25 protein-coding genes are annotated in these 26,857 nt (G+C 67.4%); 12 read left to right on the forward strand and 13 right to left on the reverse strand.

Features of this window, described 5'->3' with window-relative positions; genetic code table 11:
- The first annotated feature begins 15 nt into the window (after nt 1-15).
- From malQ to A6M56_RS16415, 6 genes are all read left to right on the forward strand, one after another.
- The gene (gene malQ / locus A6M56_RS16390) at nt 16-2,301 is read left to right on the forward strand and encodes a 4-alpha-glucanotransferase (protein ID WP_102079111.1); all 2,286 of its coding nucleotides are present in this window, start codon (nt 16-18) and stop codon (nt 2,299-2,301) included.
- A complete protein-coding gene (gene treY / locus A6M56_RS16395) occupies nt 2,298-5,111 on the forward strand; it encodes a malto-oligosyltrehalose synthase (RefSeq protein WP_102079112.1) in 2,814 nt (937 codons plus the stop codon). Before malQ ends, treY begins: the two co-directional genes overlap by 4 nt.
- A 131-nt stretch (nt 5,112-5,242) precedes the next feature.
- Nucleotides 5,243-6,490: an MFS transporter gene (locus tag A6M56_RS16400; protein WP_045219404.1), complete on the forward strand. Its 1,248-nt coding sequence runs from the start codon at nt 5,243-5,245 to the stop codon at nt 6,488-6,490.
- Nucleotides 6,491-6,545: 55 nt separating this feature from the next.
- On the forward strand, nt 6,546-7,451 hold the full coding sequence (locus A6M56_RS16405) for an amidohydrolase family protein (RefSeq protein WP_102079113.1): 906 nt from the start codon (nt 6,546-6,548) through the stop codon (nt 7,449-7,451).
- A gap of 97 nt (nt 7,452-7,548) precedes the next feature.
- On the forward strand, nt 7,549-8,301 hold the full coding sequence (locus A6M56_RS16410) for a class I SAM-dependent methyltransferase (protein ID WP_045219400.1): 753 nt from the start codon (nt 7,549-7,551) through the stop codon (nt 8,299-8,301).
- A gap of 206 nt (nt 8,302-8,507) precedes the next feature.
- Nucleotides 8,508-9,899: a sensor histidine kinase gene (locus A6M56_RS16415; protein WP_045219397.1), complete on the forward strand. Its 1,392-nt coding sequence runs from the start codon at nt 8,508-8,510 to the stop codon at nt 9,897-9,899.
- Between the two features lie 6 nt (nt 9,900-9,905).
- On the opposite strand, the gene A6M56_RS16420 is transcribed toward A6M56_RS16415, so the two are convergent.
- Together A6M56_RS16420 and A6M56_RS16425 are read right to left on the reverse strand one after the other, a co-directional pair.
- Entirely contained in the window at nt 9,906-10,361 is a 456-nt protein-coding gene (locus A6M56_RS16420; RefSeq protein ID WP_082062937.1) for an acyl-CoA thioesterase, read from the reverse strand.
- Between the two features lie 171 nt (nt 10,362-10,532).
- Entirely contained in the window at nt 10,533-12,182 is a 1,650-nt protein-coding gene (locus A6M56_RS16425) for a diguanylate cyclase domain-containing protein (RefSeq protein WP_102079114.1), read from the reverse strand.
- A gap of 360 nt (nt 12,183-12,542) precedes the next feature.
- On the opposite strand from A6M56_RS16425, the gene A6M56_RS16430 reads away from it, so the two are divergent.
- From A6M56_RS16430 to A6M56_RS16450, 5 genes are read left to right on the forward strand one after another with little or no spacing between them, the layout of a single operon-like run.
- A complete protein-coding gene (locus A6M56_RS16430; RefSeq protein WP_373271729.1) occupies nt 12,543-13,349 on the forward strand; it encodes an ABC transporter substrate-binding protein in 807 nt (268 codons plus the stop codon).
- 53 nt (nt 13,350-13,402) lie between these two features.
- On the forward strand, nt 13,403-14,113 hold the full coding sequence (locus tag A6M56_RS16435) for an amino acid ABC transporter permease (RefSeq protein ID WP_082076382.1): 711 nt from the start codon (nt 13,403-13,405) through the stop codon (nt 14,111-14,113).
- On the forward strand, nt 14,110-14,883 hold the full coding sequence (locus tag A6M56_RS16440) for an ABC transporter permease subunit (RefSeq protein ID WP_102079447.1): 774 nt from the start codon (nt 14,110-14,112) through the stop codon (nt 14,881-14,883). The genes A6M56_RS16435 and A6M56_RS16440 overlap by 4 nt, the downstream gene beginning before the upstream one ends.
- A 46-nt stretch (nt 14,884-14,929) precedes the next feature.
- Nucleotides 14,930-16,408 (forward strand): AMP nucleosidase, encoded by a 1,479-nt coding sequence (locus A6M56_RS16445; RefSeq protein WP_045219389.1) that lies wholly within the window; start codon nt 14,930-14,932, stop codon nt 16,406-16,408.
- A 21-nt stretch (nt 16,409-16,429) separates the two neighbouring features.
- Nucleotides 16,430-17,998 (forward strand): M20/M25/M40 family metallo-hydrolase, encoded by a 1,569-nt coding sequence (locus tag A6M56_RS16450; RefSeq protein ID WP_102079115.1) that lies wholly within the window; start codon nt 16,430-16,432, stop codon nt 17,996-17,998.
- Nucleotides 17,999-18,148: 150 nt separating this feature from the next.
- Here A6M56_RS16450 and A6M56_RS16455 read toward each other — a convergent pair whose 3' ends face one another.
- From A6M56_RS16455 to A6M56_RS16490, 8 genes are all read right to left on the reverse strand, one after another.
- Nucleotides 18,149-18,370 carry a hypothetical protein gene (locus tag A6M56_RS16455; RefSeq protein ID WP_045219387.1) on the reverse strand — a complete coding sequence of 74 codons (222 nt, stop codon included), beginning with the start codon at nt 18,368-18,370 and terminating at the stop codon, nt 18,149-18,151.
- Nucleotides 18,371-18,488: 118 nt separating this feature from the next.
- Nucleotides 18,489-19,280, reverse strand: a complete 792-nt coding sequence (locus A6M56_RS16460; protein ID WP_045220397.1) for a phytanoyl-CoA dioxygenase family protein — start codon at nt 19,278-19,280, stop codon at nt 18,489-18,491.
- Between the two features lie 129 nt (nt 19,281-19,409).
- Complete coding sequence (locus A6M56_RS16465; RefSeq protein WP_102079116.1) at nt 19,410-19,736, reverse strand: copper-binding protein; 327 nt, start codon at nt 19,734-19,736, stop codon at nt 19,410-19,412.
- Between the two features lie 35 nt (nt 19,737-19,771).
- Nucleotides 19,772-20,260, reverse strand: coding sequence for a cupredoxin domain-containing protein (locus tag A6M56_RS16470; RefSeq protein WP_102079117.1), 489 nt, complete (start codon nt 20,258-20,260; stop codon nt 19,772-19,774).
- A gap of 47 nt (nt 20,261-20,307) precedes the next feature.
- Entirely contained in the window at nt 20,308-21,606 is a 1,299-nt protein-coding gene (locus A6M56_RS16475) for a copper oxidase (RefSeq protein ID WP_102079118.1), read from the reverse strand.
- Nucleotides 21,607-21,608: 2 nt separating this feature from the next.
- On the reverse strand, nt 21,609-23,018 hold the full coding sequence (locus tag A6M56_RS16480) for a TolC family protein (protein WP_102079119.1): 1,410 nt from the start codon (nt 23,016-23,018) through the stop codon (nt 21,609-21,611).
- Nucleotides 23,019-23,027: 9 nt separating this feature from the next.
- Nucleotides 23,028-23,369: a hypothetical protein gene (locus tag A6M56_RS16485; RefSeq protein WP_102079120.1), complete on the reverse strand. Its 342-nt coding sequence runs from the start codon at nt 23,367-23,369 to the stop codon at nt 23,028-23,030.
- A gap of 96 nt (nt 23,370-23,465) precedes the next feature.
- Nucleotides 23,466-23,849 (reverse strand): hypothetical protein, encoded by a 384-nt coding sequence (locus A6M56_RS16490; protein ID WP_102079121.1) that lies wholly within the window; start codon nt 23,847-23,849, stop codon nt 23,466-23,468.
- Nucleotides 23,850-24,018: 169 nt separating this feature from the next.
- On the opposite strand from A6M56_RS16490, the gene A6M56_RS16495 reads away from it, so the two are divergent.
- On the forward strand, nt 24,019-24,531 hold the full coding sequence (locus A6M56_RS16495) for an acyl-CoA thioesterase (protein WP_045220394.1): 513 nt from the start codon (nt 24,019-24,021) through the stop codon (nt 24,529-24,531).
- Nucleotides 24,532-24,686: 155 nt separating this feature from the next.
- Here the strand turns inward: A6M56_RS16495 and A6M56_RS16500 are convergent, their stop codons facing one another.
- From A6M56_RS16500 to A6M56_RS16510, 3 genes are all read right to left on the reverse strand, one after another.
- Complete coding sequence (locus A6M56_RS16500) at nt 24,687-25,091, reverse strand: carboxymuconolactone decarboxylase family protein (protein ID WP_045220392.1); 405 nt, start codon at nt 25,089-25,091, stop codon at nt 24,687-24,689.
- A gap of 29 nt (nt 25,092-25,120) precedes the next feature.
- Nucleotides 25,121-25,906, reverse strand: a complete 786-nt coding sequence (locus A6M56_RS16505) for a sulfite exporter TauE/SafE family protein (protein WP_102079122.1) — start codon at nt 25,904-25,906, stop codon at nt 25,121-25,123.
- Between the two features lie 94 nt (nt 25,907-26,000).
- Complete coding sequence (locus A6M56_RS16510) at nt 26,001-26,777, reverse strand: NAD(P)H-dependent oxidoreductase (protein ID WP_102079123.1); 777 nt, start codon at nt 26,775-26,777, stop codon at nt 26,001-26,003.
- Nucleotides 26,778-26,857 lie beyond the last annotated feature (80 nt).

Raw genomic sequence — 26,857 nt, forward strand, 5'->3', positions numbered from 1 at the left:
CCTGTTCAACGCACCATGGATCGCACCCCCCACGCACCCCGTTCACCGTTCACGCCGCTGCAGCAGCTGGCCAGCGATGCCGGCCTGATGGTCGACTGGGAAGACGCGGCCAGCCGCCCGATGCGCGTGGCCGACGACGTGCTGCGCGCCGTGCTGCAGGCGCTGGGCCTGTCCGCCGGCACACCAGCCGAGGTGGAAGAGAGCCGCGCGCGCCTGCGCGCCGAGACGGACGCGTCCGCCATCCCGCCGCTCGTCACCGGCGTGGTGGGCCAGCCGATCGTTGTGCCCACGTCAGCCGCCCACGCGGCACGACTCGGTGGGCAGACATACCGCATCGATTTCGAGCACGAGGGCCGCACAGAAGGCAAGTTGGGCGTGAGCGCCGACACGCAGCACGCCACGCTGCGGATCGCGCCCGTGCAGGTGGCGGGGTACCACCGCCTGTGCATCGATACCGGGGCCGGCGCCGCCATGGAAGCGACGCTCGCCATTGCGCCGCCACGCTGCTACGGCGTCGCCGACGCGCTCGGGCAGCACGATCGGGCGGCAGACCGGCGGCTGTGGGGCGCCTCCGCCCAGCTCTATGGGCTGCGATGCGGCGGCGAACACGCGGCGTGCAGCGCAGGCCTGGGCGACTACACCGCTGCCGGCACGCTGGCGCGCCATCTCGCCCGGCATGGGGCGGATGCGCTGGCGCTCAGCCCGGTGCATGCGATGTTCACGGCCGACCCGCATCGCTACTCGCCGTATTCGCCGTCGAGCCGCCTGTTCCTGAACGCGTGGATGATCGACCCTGCCGCACTCTTTGGCGAGCAAGCCGTGCGCCAGACGGTGATCGACTGCAACCTCGTCGACGACTACGCCCGCCTGGAAGCCACCCCGCTCATCGACTGGCCGGCCAGCGGACACGCCCGCATGACGGTGCTGCGGGCATTGCATCGGCGCATGCGGCAGCCGGCGTCGGGCGACCATGCCGCACAGGCCCTGCTGGAGGACTACCGCGCGCACTGCGCCGCGGCCGGCCGCAGCCTGCTCGATCATGCGCACTTTGAAACGCTCCACGCGCACCTGGGCCCGGCGCACTGGAAGCAATGGCCCGTGCAATTCCAGCACCCGGCGTACCTGGCCGTCGAGTCGTTTGCGCGCCAGCACCAGGAAGCGGTGGATTTCCATCTCTTCCTGCAGTGGGCCGCGTCCCGGCAGCTGGCCGCGGCGCAGCGTGCCGCCGAAGAGGCCGGCATGGCCATTGGCCTGATCGCCGATCTGGCCGTAGGCACGGACAGCGCGGGCAGCCACGCGTGGGCCTGCCAGAAGGACTTGCTGATCGGCGTGACGGTTGGTGCGCCGCCGGACGTATTCAATGCGCACGGCCAGGGCTGGGGTCTGACCACGTTCAGCCCGCGCGCGATGCGCTCGCAGGGCTTTGCCGCGTTCATCGACATGCTGCGCGCGGTGATGGCCGTGCCCGGCGGTGTGCGCATCGACCACGTGCTCGGCCTCATGCGGCTGTGGGTGATTCCGGACGGCGCACGCCCGCTCGACGGCGTCTACCTGCGGTATCCGCTGCAAGACCTGCTGCGGCTCGTGGCGCTGGAATCGTGGCGCAACCGCTGCATCGTCATCGGCGAAGACCTGGGCACCGTCCCCGCCGGCCTGAGGGACCAGCTCGCCGACGAGGGCCTGCTCGGCATGCGCATCCTCTGGTTCGAGCGCGACTACACGCGCGAAGACGCACCCTTCCGCGCGCCGGGCACCTGGGCACCGGCATCGGTGGCGATGACGAGCACGCACGACCTTCCGCCGCTGGCCGGCTGGTGGGTCGGCAACGATCTGCGCTGGCAGGGCAAGCTCGGCCTGCTGCCGATCGGCATGAGCGAGCGCGAGGCGAAGGCGCGCCGCATGGAAGACCGCGCGGCGCTGGTGGCCGCGTTTGCGGAATACAACCGCGGGGCTTCCGCCGATGACCGCACGCCCGTGATCGAGGTGGCGCCCTTGCTCGCTGCGCTGGAACAGGCACGCGCGGCCGACGACGACACCGAGGCCGAAACGATCCTCCAGGCCACGGCGCAGGACTTCGTAACGGCCGCCGGCATCTTCACAAGCGCCGCGCCGACGCCGCTGGCCCTCGTTCCGCTGGAAGACCTGCTCGGCCTCGTCGAGCAGCCGAACCTGCCCAGCACGGTGGACACGCATCCCAACTGGCGCCGCCGCCTGCCCGGTCCGCTGGACGCACTGCTGGACGGGCCTGCCGTGCAGGCACGCATGTCGGCGCTGGCAACCGCACGCAACGAGACGCCATGACCACGCCCACCGCAGCGCCGACACCGCAAGCCTTCCCCCGCGCCACCGTGCGGTTGCAATTGCACCAGGGCTTCACGTTCGACGACGCGCGGGCACTGCTCGACGACTTTGCCGCGCTCGGCATCTCGCATCTGTACACGTCGCCCATCACCACCGCGCAGCCGGGCTCGATGCACGGCTACGACGTGACCGACCCGACGCGCGTGAACCCTGAACTCGGCGGTGAAGCCGCGCTCGAGCAACTGGTCGAGGCACTGCATGCGCGCGGCATGGGGCTGATCGTCGACATCGTGCCCAACCACATGGGCGTGGGCGGTGCGCACAACGCGTGGTGGCTCGACGTGCTCGAATCGGGGCCCGACAGCGCCTACGCCAACTTCTTCGATATCGACTGGCAACCCGCCAACCCGGCGCTGCGCAACAAGGTGCTCGCGCCCTTCCTCGGCGAGCCCTATGCCGATGCGCTTGCCGGCGGCCGGCTCACGCTCGAGTACGACCGCACCGCCGCGCGGCTGGCGGTGGCGTATTACGACCACCGGTTCCCGATCGCCCTGGATGATTACGCCGCGCTGCTGCGCACCGGCAACGCAGACACCGCCATGCACGCGGTGGCGGATCGCTTTGCCGCCGTCGGCACGCCGCGCTCCGTGCGCACGCGCCGCGAGCGCGCCGAAGAGGCCCGCGAAGCGCTGCGCCACCTTGCCGCCACCGAAGCCGGCGCCGCGCACATCGCCGAAGCGGTGCGCGCGATCAACGCACGGCCCGATCAGCTCGATGCGCTGATGGCGCGCCAGCACTGGCGCCTGAGCTACTGGCGCACCGCCAACGACGAGATCAACTGGCGCCGCTTCTTCGACATCAGCTCGCTGGCCGGCCTGCGCATGGAGCGCCCGGAGGTGTTCGAAGCCACGCATGCGCTGCTGTTCCGGCTCTATCGCCAGGGCTGGATCGACGGCGTGCGCATCGACCACGTGGACGGGCTGGCCGACCCGGCCGCCTATTGCCGGCAACTGCGCCGGCGCCTGGAGGCCGAACACGCCGCCCGCCCTGCCGACCGGCGCACGGGGCAGCCGTGGATCGTCGTCGAGAAGATCCTGGCGCACGACGAAGCCATGCGCACCGACTGGGGCGTGGACGGCACCAGCGGCTACGACTTCATGAACCAGGTCGGCGCGCTGCTGCACGACGCACGCGGCGAACATGCGCTGACCTTGGGCTGGCTCGAATGGATCGACGCACCGCCGTCGGAGGCGCCGTTCTCGGCCACGGCGCTGCGTGCGCGGCGGCAGATCCTGCACGAGCACTTTGCGGCGGAACTCGATGCCGCAGCCACCGCGCTGCACGCCGTGGCGCAGCAGCGGCGCGACAGCCACGACATCACGTGGCATGCGATCCGCCGCGCGCTGGCCGAGCTGGTCATCCATTTTCCGGTGTACCGCACGTATGCGCATGCGCAGGGGCGCGACGCGCAGGACACGGCCATCGTGCGCACCGCCATGGCCGGGGCCGCCGCGCGGCTGCGCCGCGTGGACCAGCCGGTGCTCGATTGGCTCGATGCCTGGCTCGGCGCGCAGCCGGCAGGGCCGGACCGGTTGCGGCAGCTGGCACTGAGGCGGTGCCAGCAGTTGTCATCGCCCGTGGCGGCCAAGGCGGTGGAGGACACGGCCTGCTACCGCTACGGGCGGCTGCTTTCCCGCAACGAGGTCGGCGCAGACCCCGGAGCATTCGCCATGAGCGCGGCTGCCTTCCACGCCGCCATGCAGGTGCGCGCCCACACCTGGCCGCGTGCGATGCTGACCACCGCCACGCATGACCACAAGCGCGGCGAAGACGTGCGGGCACGGCTGGCCGTGCTGTCGGAGCGGCCAGCGCAGTGGCTCGCCGCGGCGCGCCAGTGGCGCAGCGAACACGCGCGGTGGGTGCAGCCCTTGGCCAGCGGCCCGGCGCCTTCGCCCTCCGCGCAATGGATGCTGTACCAGACGCTGGTGGGCGTATGGCCCGCGGCATTGGACTGGCGCGACGCCGATGCCGTCCACACCCTGGCCGAGCGCGTCGCGCTCTGGCAGGAGAAGGCGCAACGCGAAGCCAAGCAGCGCACGGACTGGTTTGCCCCCGATGCCGAGTACGAGGCGGCCAGCCGCGCATTCGTCTTCACGCTGCTCACGGGCGAGGCCGCGGCCACGTTCCTGCCATCGCTCGCCGCGTTCGTGGAGAGCCTGGCGCCCGCCGCGGCCGTCAACGGGCTCGCCCAGACGCTGCTGCGCGCGACCGCGCCCGGCGTGCCCGACCTGTATCAGGGCGCCGACTTCTGGGACACGAGCCTCGTCGATCCCGACAACCGGCGGCCGGTGGATTATGCGGCGCGGCATCGCGCGTTGCGGGCGCTGCATGCGCATGCCGGACACAGCCTCGCCTCGCTGCTCGGCCACTGGACGGACGGCCGCATCAAGCAGGCCGTACTGGCCCGGGCCCTGGCGCTGCGCGCCGCCCTGCCTGCGGTGTTCAGCTCGGGCGACTACCAGCCGCTGGCCGTGACGGGCAGCGGCGCAGAGCACGTGCTGGCATTCGCGCGGCAGCATGAAGGGCAGGCGATCGTCGTGATCGTGCCCCTGCACGCGTCCGCGCTGCTGGGCCACGCCGCCACACCGGCCTTTCCCTCCGGCGCCTGGCGCGACACCACGGTCTGCCTGCCGGCGGCGCTCGCCCACGCCACCCTGCATAGCGCGTTCGACGGCCAGATCCTGCGCACGCCGCGCCTGGCGCTGGGACAGGTGCTGGCGCAGTTGCCGGTCGCCCTGCTGCACACCTGACGCACCACGCCTCTTCACGGGTTAACACCGACTGCGTCGGCCCTTCGCGCGTCTTACAATTCATCTATTCATATAGATGACTAGAGCAATGTGTGATGAGCACATCGCTTGCGTCGCCCGGAGGAGACCGCATGTTCGGCTGGTTCAAAGAAATTTCGAAAGGGGAAAAGCGCACCTTCTGGGCGTGCTTCGGCGGCTGGGCGCTCGATGCGCTGGACGTGCAGATGTTCAGCCTCGTCATCCCCACCATCATCGCGGCATGGCACATCGGCAAGGCGGAGGCCGGGCTGGTGTCGGGCGTCACGCTCGTCGCATCTGCACTGGGCGGCTGGATTGCCGGCGCGCTGACCGACCGCTTTGGGCGCGTGCGCACGCTGCAGATCACGGTGCTGTGGTTTTCCATTGCCACGTTTGCCTCGGCATTTGCACAGAACTTTGAGCAGTTCCTGGTGCTCAAGGCCCTGCAGGGCTTCGGCTTCGGCGGCGAATGGGCAGCGGGCGCCGTGCTGATGGCGGAGAGCATCCGCGCCAGCCATCGCGGCAAGGCCATGGGCACCGTACAGAGCGCGTGGGCCGTGGGCTGGGGCGGCGCCGTGCTGCTGTATGCGCTCACGTACTCGCTGGTGGAACCCGACCTTGCGTGGCGCGTGATGTTTGCGGCGGGCCTGCTGCCGGCGCTGCTCATCATCTACATCCGCCGCGGCGTGCAGGAGCCCGTGCCGGCCGTCAAGCCAAGCGCGAGTGCATCGGACATGCCGGTCTCGCGCTTTCCGCTGCTCGACATCTTCCGTCCGCAGGTGCTGCGCATGACGCTCATCGGCGGGCTGCTCGGCGTGGGCGCGCACGGCGGCTACTACGCGCTGATGACGTGGCTGCCGACGTACCTGAAGACCGAACGCCACCTGTCGGTGCTGGGCACCGGCGGCTACCTGGCGGTCATCATCTTTGCGTTCTGGTGCGGCTGCGTGGCCAGCGCGTGGCTGCTCGACGTCATCGGCCGGCGCGGCAACATCCTGCTGTTCTCGTGCTGCTGCGTGGTCACGGTGCTCGTGTACCTGCTCGTGCCGCTCTCCGATGGCGCCATGCTGGTGCTCGGCTTTCCGCTGGGCTTCTTCGCGGCGGGCATCCCGGCCAGCATGGGCGCGCTGTTCAACGAGCTGTATCCGCACGGTGTGCGCGGCACGGGCGTGGGCTTCTGCTACAACTTCGGCCGCGTCGTGTCGGCCGCGTTCCCGGTGCTGGTGGGCAAGATGAGCGCGTCGATGTCGCTGGGCACGGCCATCGGCATCGACGCAGCCATCGCGTACTCGATCGTCGCGCTGGCGGTGCTGATGCTGCCCGAAACACGCGGCCGCGACCTGGCCGCCGTGACCGCCTGATCCGTCCGTTCCGCTTTGCCATGACGACCCGCACAACACCACACCAGGAGACTCCATGCCATCGCGCCGCACCTTCAACACCGGGTTGCTCGCCATGCTAGGTTCCACTGCCCTTGCGGGCTGCGCAGGCACCGGCATGCGCGAGACCACGCGCATCACGGCCATCGACACACACGCGCACGTGTTCGAGCGCGGCCTGCCGCTGGCCAACGCGCGCCGCTATGCACCTGCGTATGACGCGCCGCTGTCGGCGTATCTTGCGCAGCTCGATGCGCACGGCGTGTCGCACGGTGTGCTGATCCAGCCCAGCTTCCTGGGCACCGACAACAGCTACATGCTGGCCGCCCTCAGGCAGGCCCCGCAGCGGCTGCGCGGCGTGGCGGTCATCGACCCGACCGCGCCTGACACCTTCCTCACGCAGCTGAACGCCGAGGGCATCGTCGGCATCCGGCTGAACCTCATCGGCGCGCCGGACCCGCAGTTGAAATCGCCCGTGTGGCAGGCCGCGCTGGGCCGCCTGCACGCGCTCGGGTGGCACGTCGAACTGCACGTGGAAGCCCGCCGCCTGCCTGCGCTGCTGCAGCCGCTGCTGGAAGCGCAGGTCAATGTGGTGGTGGACCACTTCGGCCGGCCGGACCCCGCGCTCGGCGTGGACGACCCTGGCTTCGCGGCATTGCTCGCCGCCGGCCGCACGCGCCGCGTCTGGGTGAAGATTTCCGGCGCCTACCGGAACGGCGCCAACCCGCGCGGCGAGGCCATCGCACAAGCCGCCATGCCCCGCCTGAAAGACGCGCTGGGCCTGGACCGCCTCGTCTGGGGCAGCGACTGGCCGCACACGCAATTCGAATCGCAGATCGATTACGACAAGGCATGGGCCTTCGCCAGCGTGTTGCTGCCGAGCGCGGCGGACCGCCAACAGGTGTTGGTGGATACGCCGGCGCAGCTGTTCCGCTTCGCCTGAACCCGCGATACCGGCCTTCGCCAACCACGAATTTCGCCGCGCGGACCGCGCTCCTACACTGGCCGCTCCTCGTCCCCACCTCAAGAAAGGAGCCGCCATGCAGCAGCATCGACTCGTCGACCGGCAATTCGGCCAGGTCGCCCAGGCCTACTTCACCAGCGCCGTGCACGCACAGGGCGCCGACCTCGACGCGCTGGCCGCGCTGGCGCAGTCCATCCCGCAGGCCAAGGTGCTCGACCTCGGCTGCGGCGGCGGGCATGTGAGCTTCGCCATGGCACCGCACGTGGCCACGATGGTGGCGGTCGACCTGTCTGAAGCCATGCTGGCCGTGGTGGCCGCCGAAGCCGCACGCCGCGGCCTCCGGCAGTTGCACACGCAAGCCGCGCGCGCGGAGGCGCTGCCGTTCGACGATGCCGCCTTCGACATCGTCGCCACGCGTTTTTCTGCCCACCACTGGTACGACGTGCGCCGCGGGCTGGCCGAGGCGCGGCGCGTGCTCAAACCCGGCGGCAAGCTCGTCGTCGTCGATATCGTCGCGCCGGAGGTGCCGCTGCTCGACACGCTGCTGCAGACGGCGGAAGTGCTGCGCGATGCGTCGCACGTACGGGACTACCGCGTCTCGGAATGGCAGGCGATGCTGGCCGAAGCCGGCTTCCATCCGGGCACGCCGCGCACCTGGAAGCTGACGATGGCGTTCGACACCTGGATCGCGCGCATCCGCACGCCGCAGGTGCGCGCCGACGCCATCCGCCACCTGTTGGACCACGCCGCCGACGAGGCACGTGTCTACTTTGCCGTGGCGCCCGATCATTCGTTTGCGATTGACGCAATGATGATCGAGGCCACCTGAGCCGTCTCATCCTTTTTGCCCCCCCTCTTTGGAGGGAGTGCCGCGCGAAGCTCGCGGCGAAGCGCTTTTTCAGGTTTCGCTTAATCCTGAATGAAAAAGAAGTGAAATCGGAACATGTGTGGGCCAGGCGAGATTGCCCTTACCCTTGAAGGTCGTCCGCGCATCGTCGGCAATACCGCCATTGGCCGCGACCAGCTTCCGATTCCATGTACGCACTCCTTCCGGCATTCGTCTCGTCGCTGTTTCTGTTCTACGGCATCTATGTGCTCGGTACGCGCGGCCGCACGCGGGCGAGTCTGGCGTTTTTCGGCATGGCGGTGCTGACCAGCCTGTGGCAAGGCTTGTGGGCGTTTCTGTTTCAGACTGCCGATAGCAGCGTCGCGACCCTGCTCACAAAACTGGGGTGGGTCGCGATCCTGGTCGTGCCGACGGCGTTCTACCATTTCATCGCCGAAATCTCCGAACGCGCCGAAGAGCAGCGGTGGATCGTCGCCTCCTATGCGGTCGATGGCGTGCTGATCGTTTTGCTGCTCACCACGGATTGGGTGATTGCAGGCGTATGGCACTTTCCGTTTGGGTTCTACCCCAAGGCCGGTCCGCTCGAGGCAGTACACATCAGCCAGACCGTGCTGCTCGCGCTGCGCAGTGCATGGCTGCTGTATGCAGCACAACAGCACACCACAGCGGAAAAACGCAAACGATTGTGGGTCTGTTTGCTGGGCCTCGGTCTTTACACGCTTTCTGCCGCCGACTACGCGGTGAACTACGGCTTGATGTTCTACCCGCCGGGTGTACTGTTCATTGCCGCAAGCCTGGGCATCATTGCTGTTGGCGTGGTGAAGTTCGATCTGATGCACCCGTACGCGTTGGCGGCCACGGTAGCGCATGAAGTGCGCACGCCTTTGACGACAATCCGCTTGCAAGCGAGTGAGATCGCCCGCGCGTGGCCTGAGCTGTTCCACGGCTACCAGCTCGCCGTGCACCATGGCCTGTGCAGCGACCGCGAGCCGCTGTCTCCGGCGGTACTGGAACGTGTTTCCAAGCTGGCACAGGCCATCAGCGCGGAGGTGTCGAGCGCCCACAGCGTCATCGAGATGGCATTGGCTTCCGTCACGCTGGAGCGTCTGGACCGGCGTACCTTCAGCGCTCACTCGCTGCGGGAGTGCGTCACCATGGCACTGGAACAGTACCCGTTTCGCCCCGGTGAACGGGAGCGGATCAAAGTCAGCGAGTTTGATCCGAACTGGCGATTCATCGGCTCGGAAACGCTGCTCATGTACGTGCTGTTCAACCTGATCAAGAACGCGCTGCACGCCATCCAGCTCGCACGCAAGGGCCAGATCGTCATCTCCGCGCGGGACGATGGGGACGCTTACGTGCTGGAGGTCCGGGACGACGCAACCGGAATTCCACCAAGGGTGTTGCGCCGCATCTTCGATCCGTTCTTCTCCACCAAGCATCACGGCAAGGGCGCAGGTGTGGGGCTGACCTTCTGCCGCCGCGTCATGCATGCATTTGGCGGCCATATTGAATGTGAGTCCGTGGTTGGGGAATACACGCTGTTCTCCATGCGGTTTCCCCAACCGTCAGTGCATTAGCGCAATTTACGCGACAACGGGCGTGCGCGGCCTCAGTTCATACTCCTTGGCGCGCTCCATGATGTGTGTTGGCAGCCGCTGAATCGTGCGATCCGCACCTGCAATCACAATCTGCTGATAACCCAGCGACACCAGTTGCCCTGCCGACTCGAACCGGAAAAGCAGATAGGCCGAGCACGGCCGGACCTGGAACGTATTCAGGTAGCAATCGATGCGCTGGAACGGGAATGTCTCTTCAACGAACTCCTGGTGCGCTCGCTTGGTAATGAAGATGACGTTCCCTCCCACGAGGTTTGCATCGACACACTCGTAAAACCATCGTTCGCGCGCCACGCCCTGCCACTCGAAATACCGGGCAAAGTACGTGTTTGCGAAGGCGTTGGAATCCTTCAAATACACATCGAACGTGTGGTGAAACGTCAGGTCGGCCGAGAATGCGGCAGATTGCGTGCCCGCGCGCATGTACTGGGAAATCACCGACTCAATCGGATTGCCTGCTGGCATTTGTGTACTCCATGAACGGAAAGCTGCTGGCGGCAGCCGCGCATGTGAAGTCAATCCCTCACATGCATCCATTCTTCCGATGCCAGCATCACTCCGTCACGATCCGATGCAATCGCCTTCCCGGCCTCGTCATTCCCCCCCTGCCACGCTGCGCAGCCCCACCCCTGCCACATCGAGCCGGAACGCATTCCGCCCGCCGCGCTTGGCTGCGTACAGCGCCGCGTCTGCCCGCTCGAACAGCCCATCGAGGCGCTCGGCGTCGGGCGTGAGCGTCACCGCGCCGGCTGACAGCGTCACGTACGGCGCAACCGGCGATGCGGCATGCGGCTGCGCCTGCTCCGCGACCTTTGCGACGGCGCGGGCCACCGCCTGGCGCGCCTCGTCCCGCGTCAGGTCGAAGAGCATGGCGACAAACTCCTCGCCGCCCACGCGCGCGATGAAATCGTCGGGGTGGCGGCACGCCTTGCCAAGCACGTCGGCCACCATGCGCAGGCACTCGTCGCCCTGCAGGTGGCCGTAGGTGTCGTTGTATTGCTTGAAGCAGTCGATGTCGAAGAGCGCCAGCGTGACCGAGCGGCGATCGCGGCGCGCATGTTCGAGCAGGCGCGGGGCCTGCGTCTCGAAGAAGCGGCGGTTGTGCAGATGCGTCAGCGCATCGCGGTTGACGTCGTTCTCGAGCACGCTCAGCTTGGCCTGCGTGCGCTGCAGTTCGCCGCGCAGAGCGTCCTGCGCGCTGGCCATGCCGGCACGCTGCAGTTGTTCGGCCGTCACGTCGCGCAGCAGCAGGAAAACGCCGACGCGCCTGCCCCGCGCGTCGCTCAGGCCATCCAGGGTGATCTCCAGCGTGCGGCCCGCGTCCGGCAGCCAGACCTGGTGACGGTTGGGCACGCGCGTGCGATCGAACTCACGCAGCAGCGCGGGGGTCTCCAGCTCCGCCGGCGGCATCGCGTATAGCCGCGCCGTGGGCAACAGGTGCCGTGCGGCGGCGTTCATGCTGGCGATCGTGCCGTCTGGCGCGAGGACGAGACAGCCATCGCGCATGGCGTCGAGGATCTTGCCGCGCGCATAGGCAGCGGTATCTCGCAGGCGCGGCAGCAGCACCAGGCCGCCCACGAGCGCCGCGCTGGCGGCAAAGGTGGCGGGCGTGAGGTCGCCGCCCAGGGCAACCGTCCAGCGCTGCAGGTAGGCCAGATGCGCAACGAGCGGCAGCAACTGCCCGATCACGAGCGCAAGGCGCACACGCGTGCCGGATGCCCCATGCAGCACCGTCGCGGTGGCGCCGGCAGGAAGCGTCAGCAGCACGAGGCTGGCCGCGAGCAGCGCATAGTTGTACGCCGTGGCGATCCAGAACATCGGCCCATGGTCGAACACGGCGCGCTGCACACCGCCCATGACGACGAACCGCGCATCGAGCCACACGAGGTGGTGCAGCTCATTGGTCGCCACCAGCCCCATGAAGCCGGCGCCTACCAGCAGCGCCAGCACCGAGCCCGCGCGCACGAGCGGCAAGGCGTTCAGTTCTGGCCGCGTCAGCCCGATCACCATGCGCAGCCACGCCGCCGGCACGATCATGATGCCGAGGTAGGCCACCTTGGCCCAGCCCACGCGCGCGGGCATGTCCAACGTGACGACTTCCATGAGCCGTGCGCCGCTCCATAGCGCGGTGCCGAGGACGAGCAGCATGAACGAGGCAACCTCGGCGTCGTCGCGGCGTGACCATGACAGGCCGATCAGCGCGATCGAGACGAGGGCAGCACAAGCCAGTGCGGCGATCAGCATGATCCGCACTCCCCGCGCCCACGGCGATACCGGCGGTAGGCCCGGCCAGCCGGTCGATCCACGTTGCACTCCCCGTTCGGTGTTGTTCTTTTCCCAGGGAATCGATGGCGAAACAGCATCGCCAGATGCCCTGTCAAGCATTATCGGCGGCAAATGTAAAAACTGAAGGGCCAGCCGCATCCCCAGACGCCGCCGTGGTTCACCGCGCATATCGATCTGCCAACGAATTCGTTTGCACGGCCGGGCGTCGGCCCTACGCTTGGACCCCTCAAAATCTTCAGGGGAGTTGTCATGCAGGCAGGCTTTTCAGGGCGGCTGTTGTTGCGGGGACTGACGCGCGCATCCCGGCAGGCGGTGGGCATGGTGATCGGGGCGGCGCTGGCGGTCGCGGTACTGCACGCGCCGGCCGCCCGCGCCGACCGGCTGGACGACATCCGACGCGCGGGCGTGCTGCGCGTGGGCGTGTTCGATGCCAACCCGCCCTTCGGCTATGCCGACGCCAGGACTGGCCAGCCCGTCGGCCTCGATGTCGATTACGCGCAGGAGATCGCCAGGAAGCTGGGCGTGAAGCTGGAACTGCGCGCCACCAACCCGGCCAACCGCGTACCGCTGCTCACCTCGGGCAAGGTCGACATCGTGGCGGCCAACTTCACCATTACGGACGAGCGCAAGAAGCAGATCGATTTCAGCACGCCGTACTTCGCCAGCGGCCTGCAGTTCATCGCGAGGAAGGGTTTCCTCAAGCAACCGGAGGACCTGAAGAAAGACGGCATCCGCCTGGGCGTCGACAAGGGCACCACGCAGGAGACCACGCTGCGCGACGGCTATCCGAACGCCCGCGTGATCGCGTATGACGATTCGCCGCTCGCGCTCACCGCGCTGCGCAGCGGCGCCATCCAGGCGTTTGCGCAGGACGGTGCGAAGCTCGGCGCGCTGCTCGCGACGCTGCCCAACCGCAACGAACTCGAGATCTCGCCGTTCGTGCTGACACGCGAGTACATGGGCATCGGCATTCCCAAAGGCGAAGCGCGGCTGACCGCCACCATCGACCAGATCCTGCTCGGCCTCGAGAAGGACGGCACCGCCGCCCGCATCTACGACCGCTGGTTCGGCCCGAAGAGCGCGGCACCGCTTGCGCGCGACTTCGTCATCGGCAGTACGAAGTGAGCTTGAGCCTGCCAGCCTTCCTCCAGCCCCTGCCGCCGCGTTATCTCGGCTGGATGCTGGAGGGCTTTGGCATGACGCTGCTGGTGTCGGCGGCCGCCATCGCGGGGGGATTGATCATCGGCCTGCTGCTGACGGGGCTGCGGGCCAGCACCCTGCCGTGGCTGCATCTGCCGGCACGCGCGCTGGTGGCCTTCGTGCGCAAGACGCCGCTGCTGGTGCAGTTGTTCTTCTGGTATTTCGGAGCCGCGCAGCTGCTCGGCGAGCACGTGATCGGCGCCATCACGGGCTGGAACGGGATCGCGCTGGGCAATTGGCGGCTGCCTGCGCCATCGTTTGAATTCCTGGCGGCGGCGTTCGGCATTGCGCTGTATGCGGGCGCATTCTTCTCGGAGGAGTTGCGCGCCGGCCTGCGCGCCGTGCCGCAGGGGCAGCGGGAGGCCGCCCTGTCGCTCGGCTTTACGCCGCGCGCCGCCTTCCTGCGCGTGGTGCTGCCGCAGGCGTTGCGCGTGTCGGCCCTGCCGCTGCTCGGGCAGTGCGCCAACACCATCAAGAACACGTCGCTGGCCATGGGCATCGGACTGGCGGAGCTTTCGTACAGCGCGCGGCAGGTGGAAACCGACACGCTGCTCGCGTTCCAGGCCTTTGCCGTGGCGACGGTGCTGTATGCCGCCGCGATCCTGCTGCTGCAATGGGCGGCGCCGATGCTGCTGCACCGACTCGGATGGGCGCGTGCCTCGGCAACGCCGGCCGGCGCCCCCGCATGACGATCGACGCCGTGCTGCTGCACCTGCGCTACCTGCTGGTGGGCCCGTACCCGAACGGGACACTCGCGGGCGCCGCACTCACCCTCTGGATGGCCTTGTGGGCCTGCCTGGCCGCCACGGCGGCAGGCGTGGGCGCCGCGCTGCTGCTGGACCGGCTCGATGCCGCCCCCGGCCTCGCCTGGCTGGCGCGCCTGCTGCGCGGTCTGCTGGCAACGCTGCGCGCCGTTCCGGTGCTCATGCTGATGTTCTGGGCGTACTTCCTGATCCCGATGGCGCTGGGTGTGGCGGTGCCTGAGACCGCCACGGTGGTCACCGCACTCGCCGCCGTGGGCGCGGCCTACATTGCACAAAGCATGGCAGCCGGGCTGCACGCCGTCGGCACGGGACAGCGCAACGCGGCGCTGGCGCTGGGCATGCGACCGACGCAGGCGCTGCTCACGATCGTGCTGCCGCAGGCGTGGCGCATCATGCTGCCGTCGCTCGCCAACCAGTGGGTGTCGACGGTCAAGGACACGTCGCTGGCCTACATCGTGGGTGTGGTCGAGCTGTCCACCGCCGCGAGCCAGGTCAACAGCCGCACGGTAGCCTATCCGGCCGAGGTGTTCGGCGCGGTGGCGGTGCTGTACTTCCTGCTGTGCAGCGGCATCGAGGCGCTGCCCAATGGGCTGCGCGCGGACACGGGCAAGGCCGTCGCGCACCGCTCCCCCATGTCGACCTGGCAGCGCTTTTTGCGCTGGCGCGCGCGTCCGGCATCCGACGCCGTCACCTAGGCAACGCCGCTATCTCAGGTTCACAAAACGCCGGTATCATCGAAACATGACCGATACCCGCGCCACTCACCTCTATCCCGCGCAAGACCTGGCCATCTGCACCGATGCCAACACCGCCGTCGAGCGCATCACCGCCATCTACGAACGCTCGGCGCAGGCCGTCCGCGATCGCTTCCACGCATTTGCGCGAGGCGAAGACTGCAGCGAGGCCGCTGCCGCGTGCTACCCGTACCTGGGCATCACCGTCGACCCGAAAACGCTGGTGAGCGATGCGCGCCCGGCGTGGGGCACGGTGGCATATCCGGGCGTCTATGGCACGACGCTCACGCGGCCGGATCTCTTCCGCGATTACTACCGCGTGCAGATCGAGCGCCTGCTGCACTACCACAACAGCCCGGTGGTCGTGGGCGTGAGCAACCGGCCGATTCCGCTGCCCTTCGTGGTGGAGGCCTCCACCGTCGACATCACGCCCGAACAGGCGCGCGCGCTCGGCAGCGCGTTCACGCTGCCCGATCTGTCGATGATCGATGACTCCATCGCCAACGGCACCTACCGGCCGATGGGCGACGAGCCGCAGCCGCTGTCGATGTTCACCGCCGAGCGCGTCGACCTGGCGCTGCAGCGCCTGTACCACTACACCGCCACGCACCCCAAACACTTCCAGCGCTTCGTGCTGTTCACGAACTACCAGCGCTACGTCGATGAATTTGCCGCGCTGGGCCGCAAGCTCATGGAAGACGGCAACGACGAGGGCTACATCCGCTTTGTCGAACCCGGCGACACCGAGCACGACCTCGGCATGCCCGCGCCCGATGACGCGCACCGCATCAAGGGCCTGCCGCAGATGCCGGCCTACCACCTCGTGCGCGAAGACAAGCTGGGCGTGACGCTGGTGAACATCGGCGTGGGCCCGTCCAACGCCAAGACCATCACCGACCACCTGGCCGTGCTGCGTCCGCACTGCTGGATGATGATCGGCCACTGCGGCGGGCTGCGCCGCTCGCAGCAGCTCGGCGATTACGTGCTCGCCCACGCGTATGTGCGCGACGACCACGTGCTCGACCAGGATCTGCCGCCGTGGGTGCCCGTGCCGCCCATCGCAGAGATCCAGGTGGCGCTGCAAGAGGCGGTGGCGCGCATCACTGGGCTCTCGGGCGCCGACATGAAATCGCGCATGCGCACCGGTACGGTCGTGTCCACCGACGACCGCAACTGGGAGCTGAAGTACCAGGCGCTGTACACGCGCTTCAACCAGTCGCGCGCGATCGCCATCGACATGGAAAGCGCCACGATTGCCGCCAACGGCTTCCGCCTGCGCGTGCCCTACGGCACCCTGCTCTGTGTATCGGACAAGCCGCTTCATGGCGAGCTGAAACTGCGCGGCATGGCCAACCTGTTCTACCGCCAGCGCGTGAGCCAGCATCTGGACATCGGCATGGAAGCCGTGCGCCTGCTGCGCGCCACCGGCGTCGAAGCGCTGCACTCGCGCAAGCTGCGCAGCTTCGACGAGCCAGCGTTTCGCTGACCCACCCCCGCCCCTACGAACATGCCGGCACCGCACGCCGCCTCGCAAACGCTGTCACGCAAGAACCCGCAGCGCCGCACGTGGCTTGCCGCGCTCCTGCTGGGCGCCGCCGGTGCGGCCAGCGCGGCCGACCTGTCCACCGCGGACGCCGAACGCTATGCGCAGGGCACCTACCGTGAATACTTCGAGGTGCTCTCCCTGCCCAACGACGCCATCGCGCCGGAGGACATCCGCAAGAACGTCGACTGGCTCGAGCAGGCGTTCCGCAAGCGCGGCTTCACGACACGGCAGCTCGCAAACGACGGCAAGCCGATGCTCTTCGCCGAGCTGCCGAATGCGGACCCCGCGCGCAAGACCGTGCTGTTCTACATGCACCTCGACGGGCAGCCGGTGATTCCCGCGCAGTGGGCGCAGAAGAGCCCGTGGACGCCCGTACTCAAGCGCAAGACGGCGCAGGGCGGCTGGGAAGAGATCGACCCGGCGCAACTGTTCAACGGGCCGCTCGACCCCGAGTGGCGCGTGTTCGGCCGGGCATCCGCCGACGACAAGGGCCCGATCATGATGATGCTGGCCGCCATCGATGCGCTGAAGGCCCAGGGCGCGCAGCCGGCGGTGAACGTCAAGGTCATCCTCGACAGCGAGGAAGAGAAAGGCTCGCCGTCGATCAGCAAGATCATGCAGGCCAACCGTGACCTGCTGCGCTGCGACGCCATCGTCATCCACGATGGCCCGATGCACGCGACCAACCTCCCGACGCTGATCTTCGGCAACCGCGGTGCGGCCGAAGCGCGGCTCACCGTCTACGGCGGCAAGGTGCCGCTGCACAGCGGGCACTACGGCAACTACGCGCCCAACCCGGCGCAGCGCCTGGCAACGCTGCTGGCATCGATGAAGAGCGACGATGGCCGCGTCACCATCCCGGGCTACTACGACCACGTGAAGATCAGCGAGGCCGACCGCCAGATCATGGCGGCCGTGCCGGATGACGAAGCCGCGCTCAACAAGCGCCTGGGCATTGCGCACGCCGACAAGGTCGGCGCCAACTACCAGGAGGCGATGCAGTACCCCTCATTGAACGTGCGCGGCATGGGCGCCGCGGCGGTGGGCGACAAGGTGGCCAACATCGTGCCCGACAAGGCCGTCGCCGAACTCGACCTGCGGACCACACCCGACTCCACCGCAGACTACCTCGGCAAGCTGATCGAGCAGCACATCGTCCGCCAGGGCTATCACCTTGTGAAGAATGCGCCGACGGACGAGGAACGCAGCCGCTATGACAAGCTCGCAAGCTTCTGGTACCAGAGCGAAGGCGCGGACGCCGCCGGCTCGCGAATCGATTCCGCCGTGGGAAAGTGGGCCTATCAGTCGCTGGCGGACACGTTTGGCGCCAAGCCCGCGCCGGTGCGCATCCGCATGATGGGCGGGACGGTGCCCACCGCAGAAATCGTGCGCGTGCTGCAGGTGCCCTTCGCGATCGTTCCGCTGGTGAACGCGGACAACAATCAGCACGCCGCGAATGAAAACCTGCGCATGGGCAACTACGTAAGCGGTGTGCGCACCATCCATGGCCTGATGACGCATCCGCTGTGACGGCAGCGCGCCACGCGGCGCGCCAACGAGGAAGGTGCCGGGCGCACCTCGCAAACGATCCGCCGGGTGCACGCGGCAGGCGCTACCGGAGATCGCACCCCGTACAAAGAAAACACCCGCCGGGGTGGCGGGCGTTTGCGGTTCCTGGCGCTAGTGCGGCAAGCTGGACAGGCGGTGTTCTGCCAGCAGCACACTCGCGCTCAATGCGAGCTGGGGCGAGATGAAGCCCTCGGGCATCTCGACATCTTCCCAGTCACACACGACATGGCCGGCCCGGCAGACCTGAAAACGCGCCGTCCAACGACGGTCATCGCGCTGCAGCGGATCGATGAAGATGACATGCGCTCCGTGTGTCACTTCCTGAATCGGCATGGTGTTTCCCCCGCTCATGATTGTTGAGCATTCACCATAGCAAAGGCATGTGACATAAATCTGTCCGCCGCCCACCTACAAATGGGTGAGGCCGGGTGATGCATCGAGCGTAGGCCGCTCAGCCGACCAGCGGATCAGGCCGCGCAGACGAGCGCGTACCGGGCAGCGGGTGGTTGCCGGGCCCGTAATACGTGAACACCGCCGAGAACTTGACCTGCCCCGTCTGGTTCGCGCGTGCAGCGTGGAAGGTGTTGCAATGAAAGAGCAGCACGTCTCCCGGCAGAAGGGGCACCGGGCGGGCGGTGTCGATGAGCTCCCGATTCTCCGGCAAGTCCTGGCGCAGGAACAGTTTTTCGTCGAAACGTTCGGCGGGCAGGTTCAGCGTGTGGCTGCCCGGGATCACCCAGAGGCAGCCGTTGTCGACCGTTTCTTCCACCAGCGCCAGCCACGACGACACCAGCTCGTTGCGTGCAAACGACCAGTAGCGGCTGTCACGATGCCAGTGCGTGGCCGTGCCGAATGCCGGATGCTTGGTCATCACGCAGTTGTGATGCGCGAGCGAAAGATGCACGGGGCTTCCGATCAGCTGCGCAATCGCGCCGGCCACGCGCCGGTCGCGGGCCCACTCGGTGTAGGGCGTGCCCCGTGAATCGGCATCGAGCAGGCGGCGCACGGTCTGGCCGCCTTCGGCTTCGCGCGAAGCGGGCGCGCCGGCATAGCCGACATCGGTTTCCAGCTCCAACGGGGGCACCGCGTTGGCCAGCGCCTCCTGGGCCGCCGCGAGCAAGGCCGCGCATTCCTGCTGGCTCGCAAGACCGCGCAGCACGACGTAGCCGTGTTTCTGGAAGAAGGCTTGCTGCTCGTCGGAGAGCGGTTGTGGATGGGAAGTCGTGGAAGCGGGCGCGGTCATGGCGAAACGAACGTACGAATACGGCAATCGATATGCGGCGAAAGATGGTGAGTGTAGCGCGCCACCCCGTCGCTTGCAGGCCGGCCGCGGTACCAGACCGCGCGCGGCCTGCGCAGGATCAAACCAGCTTCAGTCCACTTCCAGTGCTGTCACCGTCAGCACGCCGTTGATCTTCTCGGCGACAAAGCGGACCTTGCTGCCCGGCCGCACCTTGGACAGCATGGCCGGGTCCTGCACGCGGAAGACCATCGTCATGGGCTCCATGCCGAGGTTCACGAGCGGGCCATGCTGGATGGTCAGCTTGCCGGCAGCAGCATCGACCTTCCTGATTTCGCCTTCGGACATGGGTACGGCCGTCGTGGCCGCGGGCGCGGAAGCGGAAGCGGCATCATCGGCTGCGTGAACGAACGGCGCGCCGAGGAGCAGCGCGGCCAGCATCAGGGCATAACGAATCATGTCGGCCTCTTTGTCGAATGAAGGGGTTGGAGAGATCAGGACTGGCGGCCGCGCACGTGCACGGCGCCGCGCATACCGGCCTCGAAATGGCCGGGCTGCAGACAGCCAAACTCGACCGAGCCGGGGCGCGTGAAGTGCCACACGATTTCGCCGCGCTGGCCTGGGTCTACGGTGACGGCGTTGGCGTCGGCATGCTCCATCTCGGGGTGCCGGCGCATCTGCTCGGCGTGGGCGACGAGGTCGGCCGGCGTGCCCAGCGTCATCTCGTGCCGTACCTGGCCGCTGTTGACGACTTCGAAGCGGATGGTCTCGCCGGGCTGAACGCTGATCTGCGCGGGCGTGAAGCGCATGGTGTCGGTCATGTCGACGCGCACCGTGCGCGTGATGCGGGCGGCGTCGCCGGGTTCACCGATGGCGGCATCGCCATGGTCATGCCCGCCGACGTGAGCGCCAGATGCGTGCGCGATGGCGGCCATCGACATCAGCGCGGCCAGGAAGGTGGAACGGATCAGATTGCGTTGCATGTTTGGTCTCGGTCTACGTTTCGTATGGGATGTGGATTCAGGATCGATCAGTCGTCGATGCCGGTGCCGGTGTATTCGTAGGCGACGGTGCCCTTCGGGTGCCTGTACCAACCGGGGTCGGCATAGCTGTTGCGCGGCAGATCGCGGCGCACCTTCATCACGGTGAACATGCCGCCCATTTCGATGGCGCCGAACGGGCCCTGCCCCGTCATCATGGGCAGCGTGTTGTCGGGCAGCGGCATTTCCATCTCGCCCATGTCGGCCATGCCGGCCTGGCCCATGCCCATGTAGTCGGGCACCAGCGCGTTCATCTTCTTGGCGAGGTCTTTCTGCTGCACGCCAATCATGGTCGGCACGTTGTGCCCCATGGCGTTCATCGTGTGGTGCGACTTGTGGCAGTGGAAGGCCCAGTCGCCGGGGTTGTCGGCGACGAACTCGATCGCGCGCATCTGCCCGACGCCGATGTCCACCGTCACCTCCGGCCAGCGCGCGCTGGGCTGCACCCAGCCGCCATCGGTGCCCGCCACTTCGAACGTATGGCCGTGCAGATGCATCGGGTGGTTCGTCATGGTGAGGTTGCCCATGCGGATGCGCACGCGGTCGCCCAGACGCACGGGCAACGGGTCGATGCCGGGAAAGACGCGGCTGTTCCACGTCCACATGTTGAAGTTGGTCATCTCGGCCACGCGCGGGGTGTAGGAGCCGGGGTCGATGTCGTACGCGGCGAGCAGGAAGACGAAGTCGCGGTCGACGCGATGCTGCGCCGGGTCTTTCGGATGCACGACGATAAAGCCCATCATGCCCATCGCCATCTGCACCATCTCGTCGGAATGCGGGTGGTACATGAAGGTGCCGGACTTCTTCATCTCGAACTCATAGACGAAGGTCTTGCCGGTTGGAATGTGCGGCTGCGACAGGCCACCCACGCCGTCCATGCCGGCGGGCAGAATCATGCCGTGCCAGTGCACCGTGGTGTGCTCGGGCAGCTTGTTGGTCACGAAGATGCGCACGCGATCGCCTTCCACGCATTCGATCGTCGGGCCGGGGCTCTGGCCGTTGTAGCCCCAGAGATGGCCCGTCATACCGGGTGCGAATTCGCGCTCGACGGGCTCGGCCACGAGGTGGAACTCCTTCCAGCCGCCGCGCATGCGCCACGGCAGCGTCCAGCCGTTGAGCGTGACGACGGGGTTGTAGGGCCGGCCGTTGGGCGGCGCAAGCGGCGGCTGCGTGGCGGGCTTCGATTGCAGCGGTGCTTCGGGCAGCGAGGCCGCGCCGGCGCGCGAGACCATCGCTGCGCCCAGCATGGCCGCGCCCGTGCCACCGAGAAATTGACGTCGGGAAACCATGTTCAATGTCCTTGAGGAGAGTTCGGCGCTGTGGTGGCCGCATTCGCTTCAGCCGGCGGCAGCTTGCCGCCCAGCGCCATCTGCAAGTCGGTCTGTGCAATCCAGTAACCGCGCAGCGCGTCGATGTAGCCGCTCACGGCATTCACCTGCTCGCGCGCATCGGCCAGCAGTTCGAACACGCTCACGAGCATGGCGTTGTAGCGCAGCAGCATCTCGTCGGAGATGCGCTTGCGCACGGGCACGACCTCGTCGCGGTAGTGGCGCGTGAGGTCATATGCCGTCTGGTAGCGCACGTACGATTCGCGCACTTCCGAACGCGCACGCACGGCCGTGTCGGCAAGCTGGTCGGCCGCCTGCATGTAGATTGCCTGCGCGCGCGCCACGCGGGCACCGCCCCAGTCAAACAGCGGGATCTCGATGCTGATCTCGTAGCCCGTTTCACGGGGCTCGTTCGATTTGCTGTTGCGCACGTAGCCGAGATCCAGCACGTTGATGAAGCGCGTGGCCTGCGTGAGCCCCAGCGACGATGCCAACCCCTCGACCTGCAACTTGCCCGCCAGGATATCGAGCCGGTTGCGCAACGCATAGGCCTCGATCTGCTGCAGTTCAGGGCGATCCTTCGGCAGGTCGGGCAGCCGTTCCGGCAGCTTGAAGCCGGTATCTGCGCCCCACACACCCAGCAGGCGGATCAACGCTTCGCGCTCGGCCTGCGCCTGCTGCCGCGCGCGCGCCAAGGTGGCGGTGGCCTCTGCATAGAAAGCGTGCTCACGCGCGCGATCCAGCTTGCTGAAGTTGCCCGCAGACGCCAGGCGCTTGGCGAACTCGGCCCCGGCTTCGGCAGCTTGCTGAACCTGCTCCGCATAGCGTGCAGATTGCTCGGCAGCGACGGCATTGACGTATGCGCGGCGTGTCTCTGCGGCCACCTGCAGCATCTGGTTGGCGACCAGCAGCTTGGTCTGCTCGAAGTAACGGCCTTCGATGCGTGTGGCCATCGGCAGCGTCAGCAGGTTCAGAAACGACAGCGAGAACGTGCGCTCGATCGACACGTCGTCGCCGCTGCGCGTGCGCTTGAAACTGAAGCCGGGATTCGGCAGGCGGCTGGCCTGCACGAGCGCGGCTTCCGATAGCCCCAGCTCCGCATACGAAGCCTGCAGGCCACGGTTGTTCAGCAGCGCGATCTGTACGGCGCTGTCCATCGTCAGCGGCTGGGCCAGCAGCTCGCGCGTGCGTTGCGCGGCGCTGTCGCGTGCTTCCGGTGAACGTTGCCAGGTGGCGTCCTTGCCCAGCCGGTCGCGCGCCACATCGGCAACGGTCTTGAAGCCGCTGTCTTGCGTGACGGTGGCGCAGCCGCTCAGCAGCAGCGTGCCCGCCAGCGCGCACAGGGCGAGTCGGCGGTTGGAGAGTTTGAGCATGGCGCCGCCTCAGTGGTGGTGCATGCCGGGCATGGGCTCGCCGGCAGGCTTGTTGGAGGAGGCGGCCGGCGCGCTCGCGGGCATGCTGTGCGCTGCGTGGCCGCCATGCGCGGCGGCGCCCGGCTCAGGGCTCACGGCTGCGTTGGTCTCGCGCCAGGGCGCAGGACCGGTATCGCGATAGGCGTGGTAACTGTCGAATGTGCGCGGCACGGCGACGGCCGGCACAGCGGCGTTCGCGTTCAGCGGATCAGGCGGAGATGCCGCCGGCGCAGATGCGGCGCCCTGCGCGACTGCCCATGGCGGCGCCAGCGCCAGCAGCGCGGCGGCCACGAACCATCGTGTGAAAAGCATGAGAAACCTCGTTCAGGCGTGATGACGTACGGCCGCATGCGGTGCATGGAGCCGTCAAACCAGAGGCCAGCCCGTTCTATGGACGGACTGGTGGCGTCAAACGCGAATCGAGGGTGGACGTTGCAACGCTTCAGGAATGAAGCTGCGGAAGAAAACAGCGCGGCCGCGCGGCGCATCGGCCGGCAGCTCGAGGAGCGGCACGCCAAGGCTGGCAGCCAGGGGAATGACCGAGCCGAGCGAGCACGCGGCACAGACCGGGCAGGTCTTGCAGTGCGACGGGACGGGCATCTTCGTACCCGCCTCTTCGTGGTCATGGCAGCCATCGGCCATGAAAGCACCGTCGTCGGAAGGCATTGCCGCGGCAGCGACAACCTCGTCCATCGCACCGGCGCGCGCCATCATGGTGGTCGCGGCCAGGCCCTGCAGGGGCAGTGCCAGGACGACCAGCCAAAGCAGAAGGCGTGTCAGGAAGCGGTGCATGGAAGAAACGGTGCGGCCAGGAAGGCAGGGCACGAAAGCCGATAGTGTAGCGCGATGCCATCAAATGACGCGCAATGCAGCACAAGCTGAGGCGGACACGGCACAATGGCGGGCCATTGCGTACCCATTTCTGCGCGCCGCTTTTCTCATCGTTCCGCTTCGACGCTCCATGAACACCCTATCCCACCAGCTCAGCATGACCGTGCTGATGACGCCCGACATGGCCAATTTTTCCGGCAATGTGCATGGCGGCCACATTCTCAAGCTGCTCGACCAGGTCGCCTACGCGTGTGCCAGCCGCTATGCCGGGCGCTACGTGGTGACGCTGTCCGTGGATCAGGTGGTGTTCCGCCAGCCGATCCACGTGGGCGAGCTGGTGACGTTCCTGGCGTCGGTGAACTACACGGGCCGCACGTCGATGGAGATCGGCATCAAGGTGGTGACCGAGAACATCCGCAACCAGGTCGTGCGCCACACCAACAGCTGCTACTTCACCATGGTGGCCGTGGACGACAACGGCAAACCCGCCGACGTGCCGCCGCTGGTGCCTGCCAACGCGGAAGAAAAGGAACGCTTCGAAGCGGCCCAGCAACGCCGTGCGCTGCGCCAGGAAATGGAAGCCCGACACAAGGCCATCAAGGCCGCGTATGGCACCCCGGGTACATCGGATACCGTCAGCTAGAACAACACGGCGCCAACGCTGCCTGCCTACGCCGTTGGCAAGCCAGTGCCCACCGCGTTGTATCGCCATCCGGCAACGTTATCCACAGGCTTACCCACTGTTTCTGTGGATAACGCGCCGGCCCGGCGTTTGCGCAAAGTACGCGGCTGTGTCTGTCAGCGGTCTTCTTCGATCGTGATGCCCAGCTCGTTGAGCACCTCGCGCGCCGACCGGAAGGCCTCGATGGCCGCCGGCGCTCCCGCATAGAGGGCGCTGTGCAGCAGCACTTCGCGGATCTCCACGGCTGTCGCCCCGTTGTTGATGGCGCCGCGCACGTGGCCTTTCAGTTCCGTGCTGCGGCCAAGCGCAGCGAGCATGGCGCAGGTGCACAGGCTGCGCGTCTTGAGGTCGATGCCGCCCGGCACATCGCGCAGCCACGTGCTGCCCCACGCGTGCTCGTTGAGCCAATCCTGCAACGGCGCTGAAAACGCATCGAGCCCGCTCATCGCGCGTTCCACAAACGCCTCGCCCATCACCTGTGCGCGCCGCGCACGCCCTGCTGCCTTGTCCTGTTCTGCCACGATGCTTGCTCCTTGCTCAAAAATGCGCATTACACCGGCTTGACGCACAACATCATCAACGCCGTGCCGAGCAGCACAGCGCAGAACGCAAGCCGCAGTCGGCGCGCAGAAAACCGGTACGCCAGCGCCACGCCCCACGACACGCTCAGCATTCCGCCCACGGCGAGCGGAATGCCCGTGCCCCAGTCCACGTGGCCCGCATGCGCATAGGTGCCCAGCGCGATGAGCGAGCCCGGCACCACCAGCGCCAGCGCCATGCCTTGTGCACGCGTTTGCGGCATGTCGAAGAACGTCACGAGCGCGGGCACCACCACCAGCCCGCCGCCCACCGTAAAGATGCCCGACATGGCGCCGCTGGCCAGGCCCATCAGCGGCAGCGCGGCGGCAGGCATGGCGTGCTGCGTGGCAGCGGCGGCATCGTATGCGAGGCCCGGATTCTCTCTGGGCTGCGAACCGAAGTACACCGCCAGCGCGATCAGGAACACGGCAAACGCCGTATGCAGCAGGTGGGCATCCAACCCCGCTGCAAAGCGGGCCGCCACGTACGTCGCCACCATCGAGAACACGCAGATCAGGGCCACGGACCGCAACTGCACCGGATGCCGCTGGTGGTACCGCAGGAAACCGATCAGCACATTGGGCGCGATCATCACGAGCGCGGTGCCCTGGGCCAGGTGCTGGTCCATGCCGTACAGATAGCCGAGCACCGGAATGGCGATCAGCCCGCCGCCGATGCCGAGCAAGCCGCCCGCCACGCCCAGGCCCATGCCAAGCAGCAGATTGATGAGGCCGGTGGTAACCGCGTGGAACGTCATGCCCGGATGCGATGCGCAGGAGAAACGAACACGGCGGCGCGCCATGCTCAGCACAGCGCGCCGCCGGAAATGGGAACGGGAAATTGTAGTCGCCCTAGGCGATGTGCGCGGCAAAACCGGATGCGGCTGGCGCGATGTCGGGCCGCAGCGTGAGGGCCGGGATCTCGTAATCGCCGGCGTTCTGCTTGCGGAAGGGAATCGGCGCAGCGCTGAACAGGGTGTCAAGCCGACGGCCGAGCGCGTCGGTCAGCCGCGCAAAGCGGGCCGCATCCATCTGTCCCGTGCGGTACGCCACGAACGGCGGCAGGACATCAAAGCCGGGGTAGTACAGGATGCCGTGCTGGATCGGGAACAGGAGGTCGTCGATCGGGCCGTTGATGCCGCGCGCGCTGTAGTGCGATTCCCAGCCGCCCGTGGTGACGACGAGCATGGCCCGCTTGCCGACCAGCGTACCTTCGCCGTAGCGGTCGCCCCAGTGGGTGTCGGAGTGCTCGCCCACGCCATAGGCGAATCCGTACGCATACACGCGCTCGACCCAGCCCTTGAGGATGGCCGGCATGGAAAACCACCACAGCGGAAACTGCAGGATCACAGCGTCGGCCCAACGCAACCTGGCTTGCTCGGCCGCAATGTCCGGGGCCTGGAAGCCGTTTTCAAACGCGTACTTCGAATCGAGCGACGGATCAAAGCGCGGACCGACCGGCGCAACGGTACTGTCGCTGGCATCGAGCACGGCCTTCCATTGCATGGCGTACAGATCGGAGACCTGTACCGTGTGCCCGGCGGCCTCGAGACGGTGAACGGCAAAGTCCTTCAGCGCGCCGTTGAGCGACCTCGGTTCAGGATGCGCATAGACGATCAGAACATTCATGGTGGGAACTCCTCGATGAGAGGGCCACAGAATGCGCGCCGCGCAGGTATATTGGAAATGAATTGTCAGTATTCCAGGTA

Origin of the sequence: Ralstonia sp. RL (assembly GCF_001683835.1) — a bacterium.
In the GTDB taxonomy this organism is placed as follows: domain Bacteria; phylum Pseudomonadota; class Gammaproteobacteria; order Burkholderiales; family Burkholderiaceae; genus Ralstonia; species Ralstonia mannitolilytica.

What these genes read in the sequence shown, in the direction of transcription:
- malQ (WP_102079111.1), top strand. Translation starts at nt 16, where the DNA reads ATGGATCGCACCCCCCACGCACCCCGTTCACCGTTCACGCCGCTGCAG.
- A6M56_RS16430 (WP_373271729.1), top strand. Translation starts at nt 12,543, where the DNA reads ATGGTGATCGGGGCGGCGCTGGCGGTCGCGGTACTGCACGCGCCGGCC.
- A6M56_RS16480 (WP_102079119.1), bottom strand. Translation starts at nt 23,018, where the DNA reads ATGCTCAAACTCTCCAACCGCCGACTCGCCCTGTGCGCGCTGGCGGGC.
- A6M56_RS16455 (WP_045219387.1), bottom strand. Translation starts at nt 18,370, where the DNA reads ATGCCGATTCAGGAAGTGACACACGGAGCGCATGTCATCTTCATCGAT.
- A6M56_RS16450 (WP_102079115.1), top strand. Translation starts at nt 16,430, where the DNA reads ATGCCGGCACCGCACGCCGCCTCGCAAACGCTGTCACGCAAGAACCCG.
- A6M56_RS16490 (WP_102079121.1), bottom strand. Translation starts at nt 23,849, where the DNA reads ATGCACCGCTTCCTGACACGCCTTCTGCTTTGGCTGGTCGTCCTGGCA.
- A6M56_RS16445 (WP_045219389.1), top strand. Translation starts at nt 14,930, where the DNA reads ATGACCGATACCCGCGCCACTCACCTCTATCCCGCGCAAGACCTGGCC.
- A6M56_RS16465 (WP_102079116.1), bottom strand. Translation starts at nt 19,736, where the DNA reads ATGATTCGTTATGCCCTGATGCTGGCCGCGCTGCTCCTCGGCGCGCCG.
- treY (WP_102079112.1), top strand. Translation starts at nt 2,298, where the DNA reads ATGACCACGCCCACCGCAGCGCCGACACCGCAAGCCTTCCCCCGCGCC.
- A6M56_RS16420 (WP_082062937.1), bottom strand. Translation starts at nt 10,361, where the DNA reads ATGCGCGCGGGCACGCAATCTGCCGCATTCTCGGCCGACCTGACGTTT.
- A6M56_RS16475 (WP_102079118.1), bottom strand. Translation starts at nt 21,606, where the DNA reads ATGGTTTCCCGACGTCAATTTCTCGGTGGCACGGGCGCGGCCATGCTG.
- A6M56_RS16495 (WP_045220394.1), top strand. Translation starts at nt 24,019, where the DNA reads ATGAACACCCTATCCCACCAGCTCAGCATGACCGTGCTGATGACGCCC.
- A6M56_RS16405 (WP_102079113.1), top strand. Translation starts at nt 6,546, where the DNA reads ATGCCATCGCGCCGCACCTTCAACACCGGGTTGCTCGCCATGCTAGGT.
- A6M56_RS16425 (WP_102079114.1), bottom strand. Translation starts at nt 12,182, where the DNA reads ATGCTGATCGCCGCACTGGCTTGTGCTGCCCTCGTCTCGATCGCGCTG.
- A6M56_RS16460 (WP_045220397.1), bottom strand. Translation starts at nt 19,280, where the DNA reads ATGACCGCGCCCGCTTCCACGACTTCCCATCCACAACCGCTCTCCGAC.
- A6M56_RS16505 (WP_102079122.1), bottom strand. Translation starts at nt 25,906, where the DNA reads ATGACGTTCCACGCGGTTACCACCGGCCTCATCAATCTGCTGCTTGGC.
- A6M56_RS16400 (WP_045219404.1), top strand. Translation starts at nt 5,243, where the DNA reads ATGTTCGGCTGGTTCAAAGAAATTTCGAAAGGGGAAAAGCGCACCTTC.
- A6M56_RS16440 (WP_102079447.1), top strand. Translation starts at nt 14,110, where the DNA reads ATGACGATCGACGCCGTGCTGCTGCACCTGCGCTACCTGCTGGTGGGC.
- A6M56_RS16435 (WP_082076382.1), top strand. Translation starts at nt 13,403, where the DNA reads ATGCTGGAGGGCTTTGGCATGACGCTGCTGGTGTCGGCGGCCGCCATC.
- A6M56_RS16510 (WP_102079123.1), bottom strand. Translation starts at nt 26,777, where the DNA reads ATGAATGTTCTGATCGTCTATGCGCATCCTGAACCGAGGTCGCTCAAC.
- A6M56_RS16470 (WP_102079117.1), bottom strand. Translation starts at nt 20,260, where the DNA reads ATGCAACGCAATCTGATCCGTTCCACCTTCCTGGCCGCGCTGATGTCG.
- A6M56_RS16410 (WP_045219400.1), top strand. Translation starts at nt 7,549, where the DNA reads ATGCAGCAGCATCGACTCGTCGACCGGCAATTCGGCCAGGTCGCCCAG.
- A6M56_RS16415 (WP_045219397.1), top strand. Translation starts at nt 8,508, where the DNA reads ATGTACGCACTCCTTCCGGCATTCGTCTCGTCGCTGTTTCTGTTCTAC.
- A6M56_RS16485 (WP_102079120.1), bottom strand. Translation starts at nt 23,369, where the DNA reads ATGCTTTTCACACGATGGTTCGTGGCCGCCGCGCTGCTGGCGCTGGCG.